Consider the following 16751-nt stretch of genomic DNA (forward strand, 5'->3'; position numbering starts at 1 on the left):
ACATAAAGCTGGACGCCTGATGCGCACGCCCGGAACGCCTACGATCAACGCGCTCTCGCGCAGCCTCCAGATGCTGGAGGCGGTGCTTGTGGACAGGGAAGGGCGGAGCGTCGCCGCGATAGCCGCATCGCTTGATATGCCTATCGCAACGGCGCATCGGCAGGTGGCGACCCTCGTTGCCGATGGATTTCTCGCCCGTATTTCGGGGCGCCAGTTGGGTCCGGGTGCGCGGTTGCTGCGCCTTCTCGAACTGATCGATGAGAAGCAGATCATCGCCGCCGCGGCCGTAGGCAAGCTTTCGCGCCTGGCGAACAAGCTCGATTGCGTTGTACAGCTTGGCACGCTCGAGAACGAGATGGTGACGTACCGTCTCAAGACCGGCCCCCGCGCGGACGACCTGTTTACGCAAGTCGGCCTGCAGCTGGAGGCCTATTGCACGGGGATTGGCAAGGTGCTTCTTGCTTATCTGCCCGAAGCCCAGCGTGAAGCCTATCTTGCCACGGGCCCATTCCCGGCACTCACCGATCGCACGATCACCGACCCGGCCCAGCTGCGCGATGAACTGGTTTGCATCGCCAGCGAACGCGTAGCATTCGATCATGAGGAGACCGCCGAGGGGCTTTCATGCGTGGCGGTTCCCGTGGCCATGCCGGACGGCCGGGTGCTGGCGGCCATTTCCGCATCCAGAAACAGTTCGTCGCCCGGTCCCTTCAATCTCAAGGAGCTTTCGCAACTGATGGCAACCGCTCGCGAGATTGAGGTCGCAATCGCGCTGGCGAAGGCCAATGAGGGTGGTAGCAAAGGTCCCTGACAGAGGTTGGGCGCGGGCGGCATGGGCCGTGACGCCGACCGGTTCCGGGATGTCTTGCAGGCAAAGGGCGTCAAACCCTGCATCCCCGGTCGAAGATCGCACAACGCGCCCGTCAAATATGACAAGCGCCGCTACAGGCGCCGCAACCGTTATCTTCTGACTCTGATCGGTGAGTCCTGACCCTGGCGCTGCTCTGATTTCATGCGCTGCTCCAGCGCCTTGCGGGAGCGTTCCGCATAAGCGCGGCAGGCCCCTGGCCGGGCGTTGTACCGACCCGGGCCGGCATTGTCGGGGTGAGCCGAAATCAGGATGTCGCAGCGCGTTTCGCTCATCGTGGCGTAGCTTTTACGGAAGCCGGTGACGATCGGGCGTGCGGTCGGCGCGGTGTAGCGAAAGTCGTCGGTCGATACCGGGTTCAGGCTGGCGGCAAATATGATCGTCCGGCACAACTTCCGTTCGCACGACTGCCAGCGCCAGCTCATGCTGCCCATCGTATGACCTGGCGTCGCCAATGCGGTGACTGTCATATTGCCCAGCCGCAAGCTCTGGTTGCCGCGGATCGTCTGCACCTTTGCGACCGCTGGCCAGGAACCGCCATAGCCGTGTTGCGGATCGTCGGCTGCATGGCGACCGGCCAGCAGCCCTTCCGCGCCCCGCGGACTGGCGACGACAGTCGCGCCTGTGTCGCGCGCCAGCGCCGCAATGCCGCCGGCATGGTCGAAATGGGGTTCGGTGCTGAGAATATATTTGATGTCGCGCGGGCGAAAGCCCAGGCGCCTGACATTGTCGAGGATGGCGGGTGCAGCCTGTGGCAGCGCGCCATCAATCAGGATCAGGCCCGCACCCGTGTCGATCAGGGCGACACTCAGGCCCCCGAAGCCAACAAGATAGCTATTACCGAAGATCTTCTGTGGCGGCGCCGGAGAAAGCCATTCTGCGGTTCGAGAGCCAATGATGGGCTTTGTCAGCGGATCCTCCCCCGTTTGCGCCAAACCGTTGATCGAACTCAATAGCGCGGCCAGGGCGGCCGCCGTTGCAAGTCGCATCTTCAACATTCGCAAATCTCCTTCACGGGCAGGATTGCGACAGGAGTGACGCGGAAACAAAGCATCATTTCTCGACAGAGCCATGAGTTGAGTTCATGGATGATGGATGGATCGTGCCCAGATTCCTCTTAATGCCCTGCGCGCTTTCGACGCGGCGGCGCGCCATCTCAACTTCACGCGCGCGGCGATCGAACTGTGCGTCAGCCAAGGGGCGGTCAGCCATCAGGTTGCGCAGCTCGAACGGCGGCTCGGCACGCGCCTGTTCCATCGGCTGCCGCGTGGTCTGGCACTCACCGACGACGGACAGGCGCTGGCGCCCGTGCTGGCCGACATGTTCGATCGGCTGGGCGCGATGCTCGACCAATATGCCGATGGACGGTTTCGCGAGGTACTGAACATCGGTGTTGTCGGCACGTTCGCTACCGGCTGGCTGCTTCCTCGACTTGATGGGTTCGCGCGCGCCTGTCCTCACATCGACCTGCGCGTTTCGACCAACAACAATCGCGTCGACATGGCGGCGGAAGCGCTCGACTTCGCGATCCGGTTCGGGGACGGCGCCTGGCACGGGGTCCATGCAGAACCCTTGTTCGAAGCGAGGTTGACGCCGCTCTGCTCACCATCGGTTGCCAACCGCCTGAGCAGCCCTCGCGACCTGAGCCAGGAACCCTTGCTGCGTTCGTATCGGCCCGACGAATGGCGCCGCTGGTTCGAGGCAGCGGGTACCCCTCAACCGGTGCTGCGCGGCCCGGTATTCGACAGTTCCGCGTTGATGGTCGCGGCGGCAGCAAATGGACTGGGGGTGGCGCTGGCGCCGGTCGCGATGTTCACCAGCGAACTGATGGCGGAGCGCCTGGTCCAGCCATTCGACATTGCGGTCGATGCCGGCCGCTACTGGCTGACGCGCCTTTTATCGCGCAGGGAAAGCGACGCCATGCGGTCATTTCGGCGCTGGCTGCTGGATGAGGCCATGGCGGAAGCGCGATCATGGTCCGAAGGCGCTTTGCCGGCCATGGCGTGACAGCCGGTCAGGCGGATCGGTCCCTGTTCGCCGACATGTCTCCGTTGGACGGCCTCGAACCGTCGATGGAGGCCTGTTTTGCCTTGCGAACCCTTCGGCCTGCATGGATAAATGCCGGCCTATTCGTTCGAGAAAGTGGAGCAATGAATACGCCCGGCACGCCGACCTTCGACCAACTCCGCATCTTCCTGAGTATCGTCGACACGGGAAGCTTTGCGGCCGCCGCACGGAAGCTCAATCGTGCCGTGTCGGTGATCAGCTATGGCATCGCCAATCTGGAAGCGCAGCTCGGGCTGACATTGTTCGACCGGGAGGGCACGCGCAAGCCGCAACTGACGGTGGAGGGCCGTGCCCTGCTGGCCGAGGCTCGCAGCATATCGCATGGTTTCGATGGACTGCGCGCGAAGGTAAAAGGCCTGCTCGACGGGTTGGAGGCGGAGGTTGACCTGGCCGTGGATGTCATGGTGCCGTCAGAACGCCTTGGCAAAATCCTCCGCAATTTCGCGGTCGAGTTTCCGACGGTGCAACTGCGCCTGCATGTCGAGGCTCTGGGCGCGATCACGGCCATGGTGCTGGATCGCGGCGCCGCAATCGGGATCTCCGGGCCGTTGGCGGCGGGCGTGGAAGGCGTCGAGTGCATCGCGGCCGGATCGGTTCCGATGGTACCGGTTGCGGCGCCCGACCATCCGCTTGGCCGCATGGAGCGGATACCCCCAGGCGCTGGGCGGGAGCATACCCAATTGGTGCTGACGGACCGTTCCCGCTTCACGGAGGGGCAGGATTATTCAGTCACGAGTCCCAAGACATGGCGCCTCGCGGATCTGGGCGCCAAACATGCGCTGCTGCGTGAAGGGATCGGGTGGGGCAACATGCCACTGTCGATGATCGAACCGGACCTTCTCGCCGGCACGCTGGTGCGGCTTGCCATGCCCGATCATGTCGGCGGAACATATCGCTTTGCGGGCGTGTGGCGTCGAGATGCTCCGCCGGGACCGGCGGCCTCCTGGCTGCTCGACCAGTTCGTCGCTCTGGGCGCGGACGACATGGAACTAGAGGGGATGGGCGATATCTGATCACACCGAAGCGCGGCCTGACGCTGGGCCGAGCGCGTGTTAGCGGATCAGAGTGGCCTGGCGGCGGCGGGGTGAAGCATGGAGGCGATCGTGCCTGCGAAGATCAGCGTGCCGGCAAGAATGAGCGGGGCAACCAGTCCGCCATGGGTGACGAGATAGGCACCGATGGCGGCGCCAAGGAAGATCGCCGCCACACTGCCGATGCGCCGTGCCCAGTTCGGATTGGTTCCGCCAGCAAGGCCGGAATCAGCCGCCAGGCCGGTGATAGTGAGCGTGAGGACGGTCGTGGTGAGGTCCGGCACCTTGAGCTGACGGATGGTCGCATTGCGAAAGCCCATGGCGAGCCCGGTCAGCGCGATGATGATGTTGACGCTGGAGCCGGGGGACTGTGTCGCCACGTCGAAGCCGATGGCGACGGCGGCTGCAATCCAGAGCAGCGCGGCCTCGATGGAGGCGGCGATGAACAGCCACCGGCGAAGGGGTGAGCCCATATGGTGTTTGCCCACGCGTCCGGCGATCAGCGCGCCGACCATGAACGCTGCAATGGCGAAGACATAGGGGGCAACCCTGAACCCTGGCGTCCCGCTCGCGGCGAAGCCGAGGAAGACGATGTTGCCTGTCATGTTCGCCGTGAAGACCTTGCCAAGGCCGAGCACCGATATGGCGTCGACGAGCCCCGTCGTCACGGAGAGGAGCAGCAGCAGCCAGGGCAATGGCGATGTGGCGGGTTTGTCGGCGGTCATGACTGTCTCCCTTGGATGTCCATGCCTGCGTCTACCGGCAACCGCGCTGTTGATGCAGTCGAATAAGATAGATGCCGTCGTTCGATAAAATGGAAAAGATCAGAACCGGAAATTGCTTTCCAGGCCAAGCATCCTGATCGTCCTGGCGGGACCGGTTTCGCGGATGAAATCCCCCGGCGCAAAGGCCGACAGGGATGCCGACAATTCCCACTCAGCCGTCGCCTGCCATGCGATCGTCGCTTCGGCTTCCTTGCCGATAAATCGCGCTGCGCTCCCGTTTGCGGGGCGGATCAGCTTGCCGGGAATGTCGTAGACGCCATCCGCAATGCTGTACCGCCAATAGGCCGTCGCGGCGAGGCTGAACGAAACGCCGCTGCCCAATGTGCCGCTGACGCGGGGATTGACGTTGATGATATTGGTCGGTCCGACTGGCGAAAGCTCGCCGAAATATTTGCCCTTGGGAAACAGCGCGTTGAAGGTGCCGATCTTGCCGTCATGGGCTTTGCCATCGCCGCTGACGACATTGACGCGCAGGGTGGCGTCCGGCGCGGTGGGGAGCGTTGGAAAACTGTGCCCGATCTCCGTGCCGAGCGTCCAGGCGGCGATCCGCTGCCCCTCGAAATGGCCGAATTGCGCCACACCCTCGATATTCCAGTGCCAGTCGCCCCGCACCCCATGGGAGCGCAGACCGATGCTGTGGCGAACTTCGCTCCCCTCCAGCCCACCAAAGCGTGCAAGCCGGTTTCGATAGCCGAGATAGTAGATGTCCAGTTCAGGCAGGGTCGCATAGGCGCCCCACAACGCCTTGTTCCGAGAGGTCGCGTCGTCGAGGCTGCCGGGACCGGGCTGGACGGGCCGCATGGTCAGAAGGCTGATCTTGGCGCGCCCGATCGTCACGTCTGCGCGTGCACCATCGAAGGAGAGCGGCACGTTGGGGCCATATCGCGTCCCGACCAACCGCTCCGTGCCGAGCGACAGCATCTGGCGCCCGGCGCGCAGCCTGACCGGGCCGAGATCGAGTTCGCCAAATCCCTGAAGCAGATCAGTCCGCGTCTGATCGATCGGGCTGGCGGATGGCGAGACGCCGACGGCGTAGGCGAGGATCGGCTGAACGAAGGCGCGCGCCTTGCCCAGATGCAGATCGGCATAGGGCAATGCGCGCAGCCATAGATACTGGTCGTCAGGGGAGTTCGCCCCGCCCCAGAGATTGTCGTGATAATCCTCGCTGCGGGCGCGCAATTCTATGCCGGTCGTGACCCAGCTGTCCTGGCCCAACGGGATATATTTGAACGGACCGGTCCAGTGATGCGCGCGCTTCTCCGCATCGGCGAGGTCGGACCAGTCCTCATCATAGCGCGTGATGCTGAGCGTGGGTGCCTGCCATGCTTCGCGTTGCTGGGCGCTGGCGGGCGCCACGGTGGCTCCCGCCAGCAGCCCCGCCGCGATGATCAACCTAAGCACGGCGTCGGTCCCGCTCGGCGACAAGTGCAACGAGGACGAAGCCGCCGATCAGGCCGATATGTTCGAAGAACGCATTGGTCGCCATGAAGCGTTCCTGACCCGGGGGCATCGCCCAGAAGGCGTTGGCGGTGAAGGCGGCCAGCAGCGTGAAGACGCCCAGCATGCCTGCGCCCAGCCAGATGAAGCGCCCGGTCAGGATCAGGATCGGCCCCGCAATCTCTACGCCAATGGTCAGCGCTGCCCAGAAAGCGGGCGGGCTCATGCCGAAATGCGCCTGTTCGGCGACGGCGGACGGCCAATCGGTCGCTTTGACGATGCCGCCCAGAAGATAGGCCCCGACCAGCGCCAGACGGGCCAGGAACCATGTGGGGCGCCAATCGAGGATGGCATCGACGAAGCGGGGTTCCTTCACGCCGATCATGGCTTCACCGGCGCGTGGATCTCGGCAATATAGCCGCCGGGGAAGCGGACGATCGCGGCCTGGCGGTCACCCTCGTCATGCGCGGGAACGAGCGTTTCGACACCAGCCGCCGTCGCCCTGGCAAGGGTCGCGGGCAGATCGCCGACCTCATAACCTGTCATGTCGCGGCCATAGGGCCAGGGAAGCTGCCCGTCCGATACGATCACGCTCATCTTGCCATAGCCCGACGTCATGCGGATGCGGCGATAGCTCTTGCCCGGCTGGCCGATCTCCGCGCCCGGCGCCGCCTTGTCGTCGGAGGTAACCGTCGCATGGGCAAAGCCGCGCCACTGCTTCACGAACTGGTCTGCGGCATCGGCGGTCAGGTAGATGCGGTTTTCCGGCACGGTGGCGAGGGCGGGATAGCTTGGCCTGGTCGTGTGCCAGTAGAGCTGCATGTTCACGCCGCCCGCCCACTGCACCACGACGTCGCGGCCGATGGGGTCGGGAAAGCTGGTGATGAGGCGCGTTGCGCCATGCCGCATCGCGGAGGCGACCGCGGCATCCAGGTCGGTCACGAGATAGCCGGTACGCTCGGCGCCGAACGGCGCGGGGATCGGGGTGAGGAAGCCGAAGGCCGAGACGGTGCCGGCCGGCGTCAGCGCGAGCTGCGACTTCGTCTTGCTGTCGGTCGGCGTGACCTGAAAGACGCCCTGTTTGCTCGTCGTGCCGCCGAATGTCGCGGTGAAGCTGGTGACGAAGCGGTCGAAATCCTCCGGCGCGACATAAACATGGGTGGTGTCATATTGCGGACCGACGGCGAAGTCGGTGGTGGATTGCGGTGAGGGTGCCGTGGTTTGTCCAGGCGCGGCGACAGGGCTGATGGCGACCAGGGCGGTTGCCACCATGAGGGCGATGCGGGTCATATCAGTATCTCCGTAGAGTGTTGTTCGGCGTGCGATGAGGTCGCGAAGACTGTCTACGCACTCGTTGATATCCGAACTATCCGAATAAAATCGGACATCGTGTTCCAGAATATCGAAAGAAAAAATGGCGCCCCTCCGGTTGGGGAGGGGCGCTGTTGCAATCAGACGGCCCAGCAGCCGCAGCCCATGACGCCCCAAAAGCTCTGGACGTCCGAGGCCGGTACGTTCGCGCCCAGTGCCGCGGCATGATCATGGCCATGAACGTTGCAGGACGAGGCGCAGCCGCAGGCCGACGCCATCGTCCTGGCGCTTTCATCCCGCCGCCAATGGCCGCCGAATGTCGCGACCGGCGACCAGTCAGGCATGGCCTTTGGCGCTTGCGGCGCGAGCGGGCCGAAGGTGCCTTCGCCATAGACGATCCTGCCGCCCAGCACGGTCAGCACCGAACGGAGATGCGCAATCTCGCTTTCCGGCACGCTGAAATAATCGTCGGAAAGCAGGGCAAGGTCCGCCAGTTGCCCGGCCTTGATCTGCCCCTTCTTGCCGACCTCGTTCGAGAACCATGTGTTCTTCTCGGTCCAGAGGCGCAGCGCGGTTTCGCGGTCGAGCCGGTTGCGGGTCGGATAGAGCGCCAGGCCGCCCACGGTTTTCGAGGTCACCAGCCAGCTGAGCGACACCCAGGGATTGTAGCTGGCGACGCGGGTGGCATCGGTGCCCGCACCCACGGGCAGGCCGGCATCCATCATCCGTTTGATCGGCGGCGTCGCCTCGGCGGCCTTGGCGCCGTAGCGCTCGACGAAATATTCGCCCTGGAACGCCATGCGGTGCTGCACCGCGATGCCGCCGCCCAGCGCGGCGATCCGGTCGATGTTGCGATCGCTGATCGTTTCGGCATGGTCGAAGAACCAGTTGAGGCCCTTCAGGGGAATGTCGCGGTTCACCTTCTCGAACACGTCGAGCGCGCGGGAGATGGTCTGGTCATAGGTGGCGTGGAGACGCCAGGGCCAGCGGCGCTCGGCAAGCAGGCGGATGACGGGTTCGAGATCGCCTTCCATCTCCGGCGGCATGTCGGGACGGGCGACGCGGAAGTCCTCGAAGTCGGCGGCCGAATAGACCAGCATCTCGCCCGCGCCATTGTGGCGGTAGCTGTCGTCGCCATCGCCTGGCTTGATCTGCGTCGACCAGGTCGCGAAATCCTTGAGCTCCTCCTTCGGCTTTTGCGTGAAGAGGTTGTAGGCGATGCGCAGGGTCAGATCGCCATCCTTGTGCAGCTTTTCGATCACTTCATAATCGTCGGGATAATTTTGCGATCCGCCGCCCGCATCGATCACGCTGGTGACGCCCAGCGAGTTCAGCTCGCGCATGAAATGCTTCGTCGAATTGAGCTGATAGTCCTGCGGCAGCTTCGGCCCCTTCGCCAGCGTCGAATAGAGGATGGTGGCATTGGGCTGGGCGAGCAGCAGCCCCGTGGGGTTGCCCAGCGCATCGCGGACGATCTCGCCGCCCGGTGGATTGGGCGTGTCCTTCGTATAGCCGACCGCCCGCAGCGCAGCCGCGTTGAGCAGGGCGCGGTCGTAGAGGTGGAGGATGAAGACGGGCGTGTCCGGCGCGGCGGCGTTGATCTCCGCTATGGTGGGCAGGCGCTTTTCCGCGAACTGATGTTCGGTAAAGCCCCCCACCACGCGCACCCACTGCGGCGGCGGCGTATTTTCTGCCTGCTTCTTCAGCATGGCCATGGCGTCGGCGAGCGTGGGCACGCCTTCCCAGCGCAATTCCATATTATAGTTCAGCCCGCCGCGGATGACGTGGATGTGGCTGTCGATGAGGCCGGGGATCAGGCGCCGGCCGCCGGCGTCGATGACGCGGGCATTGGGTGCGGCGGCGGCGCGGACTTCCTGTTCCGTACCGACAGCGAGAAATTTCCCGCCCCGGATCGCCACTGCCTCCGCCTGAGGGTTCTCGCGGTCAAGGGTCGTGACCTTGGCGTTGGTAAGGATGAGGTCGGTCTGGGTCATGGCGAAGCTTTCCGTGACAAGGGGAAGGGCGGTCGCGGCTGCGGCGCCGGCGAGCAACTGGCGGCGGTTCATCATGCGTCGCGCTTTCCGTGCGTGGGAAGTTCGCCCAGCACATGATGGACGCAGTCCTGTCGCACGAAGCGGGTCAGTTCGGGAAGGCTGGCCATGCGCCTGGCGACCGGGAGCAGCTGTTCACCCAGCAGGATTCCCCCCAGCCCCACGAGCGCAATGACCGGCGGCGCCGGAGAACGGACGCCCATGAGGCTGTAGACGATCCCGACGATCAGGCCGGCGCCCAGGGAGAGGATATAGGCTTTCATGTCGGTTCTCCGGCGTTGGCTGGATCAGGCCTGGATGAAGGCGAGGATGTCGGCGTTCAGCACGTCGGCGTTCACCGTCAGCATGCCGTGCGAAAAGCCTTCATAGATTTTGAGCGTGGCGTCTGGCAGGATTTCAGCCTGGAGCAGGCCGGCGTTCCTGTAGGGCACGACCTGGTCGTCGTCTCCATGCAGCACCAGCGTGGGCACGCTGATCGCCTTCAGGTCATCGGTCTGGTCGGTTTCGGAAAAGGCCTTGATGCCCTGATAATGGGCGAGCGCGCTGCCCATCATGCCCTGGCGCCACCAATTGTCGATGACGGCGGGCTTCACGTCCGCGCCCTCACGGTTGAAGCCGTAAAAGGGCCCCGAGGCGACGTCGCGGAAGAATTGCGAGCGGTTGGCGGCAAGGCCGGCGCGCAGGCCATCGAAAACATCCATGGGAAGGCCACCGGGATAGCGATCGGTCTTCAGCATGATCGGGGGGACAGCGCTCACCAGCACCGCCTTGGCGACGCGGCCCTGCGGAATGCCGAAGCGGGCGACATAGGCCGCGACTTCGCCGCCGCCGGTCGAGTGACCGATGTGGATGGCGTTGCGCAGGTCGAGATGCTCGGCAACCGCAGCAGCGTCTGCGGCATAATGGTCCATGTCATGTCCGAAATCGACCTGAGCCGAACGGCCATGGCCGCGGCGGTCATGGGCAACGACGCGATAGCCCTTCGACAGGAAGAACAGCATCTGCGCGTCCCAGTCATCGGATGAGAGTGGCCAACCGTGATGGAACATGATGGGCTGAGCGTCCTTGCTGCCCCAGTCCTTGTAGAAGATTTGCGTGCCGTCGGCCGTGGTGATGAAGCTGGTCATGGCGGGTTCCTTTATACGGTAAGGGTAGCGGGATGGCGGCCGAACGCGGGGAAGGGGGGATGTGCCCGGCCGCCGGGAGGCCGGGGCCTTAGTGGGCGCCCTCGGAAGCGTTGAACATGGTCTTGGCGTAGGTGATGCCCAGGCCATAGGCGCCGCCCCACTTCTTCGCGAAGCCGGTCGTCATGTCGTAGGTTTCCGTCCGGGCCCAGTCGCGCTGCAGCTCGAGAAGATATTGGAGGGAGGTCATCGGCTTGGCGCCCAGCTGGATCATCCGCTCGACGGCGCGCTCATGCGCCTCTTCGGAGATGTCACCGCAGGCGTCGGAGATGAAGTAGACGTCGAAGCCCTGATCGATCGCCGAGGCGACGGGGCCGACAATGCAGACCGAGGTCCACAGCCCTGCAAAGATGATGCGCTCCTTGCCGATCCGGTTGACCTCGTCGATGACGGCGGCATCTTCCCAACTGTTCATCGAAGTGCGGTCGAGCAGCGGCTGGTTCGGGAAAGCGTCGGTGATCTCGCTGAACATCGGGCCGGAGAAGCTGTCGACGGCAACCGTGGTCAGGATTGTCGAGACGTTGAAGCCGGCGGCTGCATTCGCGACCAGGGCGGCGTTGTTGCGCAGCAGTTCGGTCGGGATCGACTTGGTGGCAAAAGCCATCTGCGACTGAAAATCAATCATGACAAGGGTGTGGTCGCTGGGGTTGATCAGGGATTTTCCGGGGGTCGGGGTCGCTTTGATGGTCATGTCGGTCTCCAATCGAAATTTCCTACACTCGGGTCGTTCCAGTGTGATTGGAGGTTTAGCGGGAGAGATTTCTGCTGCGTATCCTGATAAAATATGCCCCAGCGTTCGATTTATTCGAATGATGGAATTCCGGACGCGGCCGATTCTGTTGATTTTCCGGTTCTTGTGGATCGGCAACGAGGGTGGCCCTGCTTGCCAGAACAGCTTGTCGGCCAATTCACTAGCTGCTTGCTAAGTCGCGGCCGGCTTGACATTTCTATATGCGATGCGGGGCGAAACCTATCATGCTGTGCGGCGATTGCTGGCGCAGGACGCTGTACAGGCGTTGGCGCGCTGCGGGGAATTGCTGAAGGACGATCCCCAGGATGCCGAGGCGCACCGCCTGGCCGCTCGCGCCCTGCGTGCGCTGAAGCGGGACGGCGAGGCTGAACGGCACGAACTTGCGGCGATCGACGCCGCTGCGGCTGACGATGCGTTGCAGCAGGCGGCGATCGCCCTGCTGGACAACCGGCTGCATCTGGCCGAACCGATCCTGCGCGGGCGGCTCAAGGACAATCCGTTCGATGTTGCGGCGATCCGCATGCTGGCGGAACTGGCCGGCCGGATCGGGCGCAACGCCGATGCGGAAAATCTGCTGCGCCGCGCGCTGGAACTGGCTCCCGGCTTCACCGCCGCCCGCGTCAATCTGGCGACGGCCCTGCACCGCCAGAACAAGACGGCGGAGGCGCTGGCGGAACTGGACCGGCTGCAGGATGCGCTGCAGGGCCGGGTCAATCCCGCTTATGCCAATCTGCGCGCGGCGGTGCTGGGACGGCTGGGTGATTTCGATGAAGCCATCGCGCTCTACGAGGATATGGTGCGCCGGGTTCCAGGCCAGCCGAAAATCTGGATGAGCTATGGCCATGCGCTCAAGACGGTGGGGCGCACGGCGGACAGCGTTGCCGCCTATCGCCGCGCCACGGCACTGCGACCGGCCTTTGGCGAAGCCTGGTGGAGCATAGCCAATCTGAAAACGGAGCCATTTGATGCGGCCGACCTGGCCGCCATGGAAGGCGCGCTGCATGATGCGCAGGCCAGCGTCGAGGATCGCTTCCACCTGCATTTCGCGTTGGGCAAGGCGTTGAGCGACCGAAGCGAAGCCGAAAATGCCTTCACCCATTATGCGGAGGCAAACAGGCTGCGCCGTACCGCCCAGCCTTATGAGGCGGCGCGCACCAGCCGGATGGTCGATGCGGTGATCGGCCTGTCGACGCCGGATTTCTTTGCCGAGCGGCGGGACATGGGCTGTCCGGCGCCCGATCCGATCTTCATCATCGGGCTGCCCCGCGCCGGCTCCACGCTGATCGAACAGATCCTCTCCAGTCACAGTCAGGTGGAAGGGACGATGGAGCTGCCCGATTTGCCGGCCCTTGTCGCGGAGCTGCGGCAGGAGGGCGACTGGCCGACCATGATGGGCGACCTCAACCCCGCACGCCTGCGCGCGCTGGGGGAGGCCTATATGGAGCGCACCCGCATCCAGCGACGCGAAGGGCTTCCCTATTTCATCGACAAGCTGCCCAATAACTGGCTGCATGTCGGCCTGATCCAGTTGATCCTGCCCCATGCGCGGATCATCGATGCGCGTCGCCATCCGCTCGACTGCGGTTATTCCAATTTCCGCCAACATTTCGCGCGGGGACAGGCATTCAGCTATGATCTTGGCGATATCGGCCAATATTATGCCGATTATGTCCGGCTGATGGCGCATTTCGACATGGTGCTGCCCGGACGCATCCATCGTGTCGTCCATGAGCAGCTGCTGGACGATCCGGAAGGGGAAGTCCGCGCGCTGCTCGCCGCGCTGGGCCTGCCGTTCGAGGAGGCGTGCCTGCGCTTCCATGAGAACCGCCGCGCCGTGCGGACCGCGAGCAGCGAGCAGGTGCGCCGGCCGATCAATCGCGATGGAGAGGGCCAGTGGCGCGCCGTCGAAGCGCGGCTCCAACCGCTGGTCGCGGCGCTTGGTCCGGTGCTGGACAGCTATCCCGATGCGCCCTGATCGTGGCTTTCGGGTAACAATCGACTGAAAAAGCGCATGATTGCCGGAGCGCAATGATTTTTCGTTGCGCCCGCCCGACAGATGATGACAGTTTCGCTCCAGAAACTCGTGCACCTGTGGGGAGGTAGCCGATGTCAAAATATGTTCGGTTGATCGAATTTTCGTCTGCGCTTCTGGCCACGACGGCCATCGCATTTCCAGCATGGGCACAGGAAAGCGCGCAGGGGGCGGGTGCGGACAGCGATGTGATCGTCGTCACCGCCCAGCGCCGCGAAGAGCGATTGCAGGACGTGCCGATCAGCATCAACGCGCTGGGGCAGGCCAAGCTGGAACAGGCCAATGCCAAGGCGCTGGACGATTATGCCAAGCTGTTGCCCAGCGTGTCCATCCAGTCCTTCGGCCCCAGCCAGGCGCAGGTCTTCTTCCGCGGCGTGGCGACGGGCTCTGGCGGGCCGCCGCTGCATATCGGGCCGCTGCCGACCAGCAGCACCTATGTCGATGAAATCCCCGTCACGACGATCGGTGGCATGGTCGACGTCCATCTCTACGACATTTCGCGGATCGAGGCGCTGGCCGGGCCGCAGGGCACGCTGTTCGGCGCAAGCTCGCTGTCGGGGACGCTGCGCATCATCACCAACCGCCCCGAACTGGGCAAGACGACCGGCAGCATCGACCTGCAGGTCAACAAGTTCGGCAAGGGCGATTTCGGCGGATCGGCGGAAGGCTATATCAACCTGCCGGTCAGCGACAATGCCGCGTTGCGCGTCGTCGGCTTCTATGACCGGACCGGCGGCTATATCGACAATATTCCCGGCACGCGCACCTTCACGCTGGACGATAACGACCCGGCGACGAATCTCACCGTCAACAACAGCAAACTCGTCAAAAACGATTATAACGACGTCGAAACCTATGGTGGCCGCGCCGCGCTACGCGTCGACCTTGACGACAACTGGACGGTCACGCCGCAATTTCTCTATCAGAGCCAGATCGCCCATGGCGGCTTCTTCTATGATCCCAGAAAGGGCTATCTGAAGGTCACCGATTATCTGCCCAGCCGCAACAAGGATCGCTGGTGGCAGGCGGCGCTGACCATCCAGGGCAAGCTCAGCGATTGGGATGTCACCTATTCGGGCGGCTATTTCGAGCGCAAGGTCGATAATATCGCCGACTATTCCTATTATTCGGTGGCGTACGACAGTTACACCTATGTCGACGACAATGGCGTGACACAGCCGGGTTTTGCCACCTATTTCCCCGACGGCAATGGCGGTTTCCTCGACCCGACGCAAACCGCGCACCAGAATGACAAATATACCAAGTTCACCCAGGAATTGCGGGTCAACTCACCCACAGACATGCCCTTCCGCCTGGCCACGGGCATGTTCATGCAGGTCCAGACGGACAAGATCCGCGCCGACTATCAGACCGTGGGCATCAGCCAGATTCCGACGCCGATCTGGCTGACCCCCTTTCCCAATAGCGACACCGTGTTCCTGACCCGCGTCAAGCGCAAGGATCGCGACTATGCGATGTTCGCGCAGGGCGAATATGACATCCTGCCTCACGTCACGCTGATCGCAGGCGTGCGCGGCTATATCGCGGACAACACGATCTACGGTTTTTCCGGGACCAACAGCGCCGGCAACACCGATCCCGCCTTTTGCCTGCCCACGAACATCCCGGACGTGCCCTGCGCCAACGTTCACAAGAAACAGGTCGAGAACGGCGTCATCTGGCGCGGCGGCATCAAATGGCAGGTTAGCCCCGATGTCATGCTTTACGGCACCGTGTCGCGCGGCTACCGGCCCGGCGGCAACAACCGGCGACCGGGGGTCAATCCGTTCAAATCGGACAAGCTCGACAATTTCGAACTGGGCTGGAAAACCCATTTCGGGCGGATTTATTTCAACGGCGCCGCCTTCTACCAGAAATGGCGTGACCTTCAGTTCGGGCTGGTGCCGGTGGGGCAGAATGGCGTCACCAACACCTATAATGCGGGTAATGCGCGCATCTATGGCGTGGAGGGCGACCTGTCCGCGCGCTGGGGCGGCCTGACCCTGTCGACCAGCGCCACCTATGTCGATGCGCAACTGACCAGCGATTTTTGCCAGGTCGACCCCGTCACCAAGAATATCATTTGCGTCCCCGGCACGCCGCCGGCGGCCGCCAAGGGCACGCGTTTGCCGATCATGCCCCGTTTCAAGGGATCGGCAACCGCGCGTTATGAATGGCCGCTGGGGTCGATGACAGCCTTCGTGCAGGGATCTGTGTCCCATCAGGGCGGCACGCGCACCTTCCTGACCGATGCGGATTATGCGGCGGTGGGTCCGACCAGGCCCTTCACCACGGCGGATTTTTCGATCGGCACCCATTGGGACCATATGCGGATCGAGGCCTTCATCCAGAATGCCTTCTCCAGCCATGGCGCGCTTGGCAAGAACACCATCTGCGCGACTGAGATTTGCGGCTTCTCTGCACGGACCTATCCCACCAAGCCGCAATTTTTCGGGCTGAAATTCGGATATGATTTCGATTAGAGCGCCGGGGTTCAGAGGGGTGTGGTGATCTCGCCAGTTCCGTCTGGTGAATGAATGGGCGCGTGCGTTCCGCCCATCGGATTGATTATGATCCCGAATGGATCAGAACTATTCCGGACCAGCGATGATGAATGATACACCTGCCAAGGCCGTCGAAGCGGGCACGGAGTTCTACGGCAATCTGCTTCCTCACATCGATGCGCGCATGATCGCACCGATGTGGCACATCTTCACGCTTGGCCATATCGTGGCGACGGATCTGGACCGTATTGCGCGGCGGTTTGAACTGAGTATCGCAGATATTCACTTGCTTGGGACGGTCCGCATCGACCAGGCGCAGCCGTTGCGCGCGATCGATCTCGCGCGTGTCCTCAATGTGTCGCAGGCCACCTTGTCCGCCCGGATCGAACGGCTCGTCCGTGCAGGGCTCCTCACAAAGTCTCGACTGTCAGACGACAAGCGGGCCTTCGCGCTCCGCCTGACCGAGACGGGAGAGCGCATTGCGGACATGTCCGTCGACACCTTCTTGCGGGATGCCAAACTCGTACACGCGCTTTCGCGGCTTTCTGCGGATGATCTTGGCGCCTTCACCCGTATCATCGGCAGGCTGCACCATGAACTCGACCGGATAATTACACCCGGAATGCCTGAAACTACTTAACCCCTTTACATAATGCTACTCTTACAAGCCATCGCACGCTGGTAGAGGCCCATGTACCGCGCTTCGAACAGCCAGTCATTTGGCCGAAGG

The 16751-nt window shown here is 63.3% G+C and carries 15 protein-coding genes and 1 pseudogene; 7 read left to right on the forward strand and 9 right to left on the reverse strand.

Annotated features, from left to right (window positions below; genetic code table 11):
- Positions 1–19: 19 nt before the first annotated feature.
- Entirely contained in the window at positions 20–811 is a 792-nt protein-coding gene (locus tag MRBLMA1_RS05855) for an IclR family transcriptional regulator (protein WP_363735604.1), read from the forward strand.
- 24 nt (positions 812–835) lie between these two features.
- Positions 836–961: pseudogene (locus MRBLMA1_RS05860) on the forward strand (IS5/IS1182 family transposase); the annotation flags it as partial.
- On the opposite strand, the gene bla reads toward MRBLMA1_RS05860, so the two are convergent.
- Positions 961–1866, reverse strand: coding sequence for a subclass B3 metallo-beta-lactamase (bla, locus tag MRBLMA1_RS05865; RefSeq protein ID WP_414714755.1), 906 nt, complete (start codon positions 1864–1866; stop codon positions 961–963). The pseudogene MRBLMA1_RS05860 and the gene bla sit on opposite strands and share 1 nt — an antisense overlap.
- A 97-nt stretch (positions 1867–1963) precedes the next feature.
- Here bla and MRBLMA1_RS05870 point away from each other — a divergent pair, with 97 nt between their 5' ends.
- Positions 1964–2875, forward strand: coding sequence for a LysR family transcriptional regulator (locus tag MRBLMA1_RS05870; RefSeq protein WP_363735605.1), 912 nt, complete (start codon positions 1964–1966; stop codon positions 2873–2875).
- Between the two features lie 143 nt (positions 2876–3018).
- The gene (locus MRBLMA1_RS05875) at positions 3019–3948 is read left to right on the forward strand and encodes a LysR family transcriptional regulator (RefSeq protein WP_133651613.1); all 930 of its coding nucleotides are present in this window, start codon (positions 3019–3021) and stop codon (positions 3946–3948) included.
- 47 nt (positions 3949–3995) lie between these two features.
- On the opposite strand, the gene MRBLMA1_RS05880 is transcribed toward MRBLMA1_RS05875, so the two are convergent.
- The 8 genes from MRBLMA1_RS05880 to MRBLMA1_RS05915 all read right to left on the reverse strand — a co-directional run bounded on the left by MRBLMA1_RS05880 (position 3996) and on the right by MRBLMA1_RS05915 (position 11425).
- On the reverse strand, positions 3996–4691 hold the full coding sequence (locus MRBLMA1_RS05880) for a YoaK family protein (protein ID WP_363735606.1): 696 nt from the start codon (positions 4689–4691) through the stop codon (positions 3996–3998).
- Between the two features lie 99 nt (positions 4692–4790).
- Complete coding sequence (locus tag MRBLMA1_RS05885) at positions 4791–6152, reverse strand: alginate export family protein (RefSeq protein WP_363735607.1); 1362 nt, start codon at positions 6150–6152, stop codon at positions 4791–4793.
- Positions 6145–6573, reverse strand: a complete 429-nt coding sequence (locus MRBLMA1_RS05890) for a DoxX family protein (protein WP_363735608.1) — start codon at positions 6571–6573, stop codon at positions 6145–6147. Before MRBLMA1_RS05890 ends, MRBLMA1_RS05885 begins: the two co-directional genes overlap by 8 nt.
- Positions 6570–7478, reverse strand: a complete 909-nt coding sequence (locus tag MRBLMA1_RS05895) for a VOC family protein (RefSeq protein WP_363735609.1) — start codon at positions 7476–7478, stop codon at positions 6570–6572. Before MRBLMA1_RS05895 ends, MRBLMA1_RS05890 begins: the two co-directional genes overlap by 4 nt.
- A gap of 161 nt (positions 7479–7639) precedes the next feature.
- On the reverse strand, positions 7640–9568 hold the full coding sequence (locus tag MRBLMA1_RS05900) for an amidohydrolase (RefSeq protein WP_363735610.1): 1929 nt from the start codon (positions 9566–9568) through the stop codon (positions 7640–7642).
- Positions 9565–9813, reverse strand: a complete 249-nt coding sequence (locus MRBLMA1_RS05905; protein WP_363735611.1) for a DUF1427 family protein — start codon at positions 9811–9813, stop codon at positions 9565–9567. Before MRBLMA1_RS05905 ends, MRBLMA1_RS05900 begins: the two co-directional genes overlap by 4 nt.
- 24 nt (positions 9814–9837) lie before the next feature.
- Entirely contained in the window at positions 9838–10677 is an 840-nt protein-coding gene (locus MRBLMA1_RS05910) for an alpha/beta fold hydrolase (protein ID WP_133651620.1), read from the reverse strand.
- Positions 10678–10765: 88 nt separating this feature from the next.
- A complete protein-coding gene (locus MRBLMA1_RS05915; RefSeq protein ID WP_363735612.1) occupies positions 10766–11425 on the reverse strand; it encodes an isochorismatase family protein in 660 nt (219 codons plus the stop codon).
- Between the two features lie 265 nt (positions 11426–11690).
- On the opposite strand from MRBLMA1_RS05915, the gene MRBLMA1_RS05920 reads away from it, so the two are divergent.
- From MRBLMA1_RS05920 to MRBLMA1_RS05930, 3 genes are all read left to right on the forward strand, one after another.
- Entirely contained in the window at positions 11691–13460 is a 1770-nt protein-coding gene (locus MRBLMA1_RS05920) for a tetratricopeptide repeat-containing sulfotransferase family protein (RefSeq protein WP_363735696.1), read from the forward strand.
- 131 nt (positions 13461–13591) lie between these two features.
- On the forward strand, positions 13592–16000 hold the full coding sequence (locus MRBLMA1_RS05925; protein WP_363735613.1) for a TonB-dependent receptor: 2409 nt from the start codon (positions 13592–13594) through the stop codon (positions 15998–16000).
- Between the two features lie 97 nt (positions 16001–16097).
- Entirely contained in the window at positions 16098–16661 is a 564-nt protein-coding gene (locus MRBLMA1_RS05930) for a MarR family winged helix-turn-helix transcriptional regulator (protein WP_363735614.1), read from the forward strand.
- The last annotated feature ends 90 nt before the right edge of the window (positions 16662–16751 follow it).

The sequence above is a fragment of the Sphingobium sp. LMA1-1-1.1 genome (genome assembly GCF_040676365.1).
GTDB lineage: Bacteria > Pseudomonadota > Alphaproteobacteria > Sphingomonadales > Sphingomonadaceae > Sphingobium.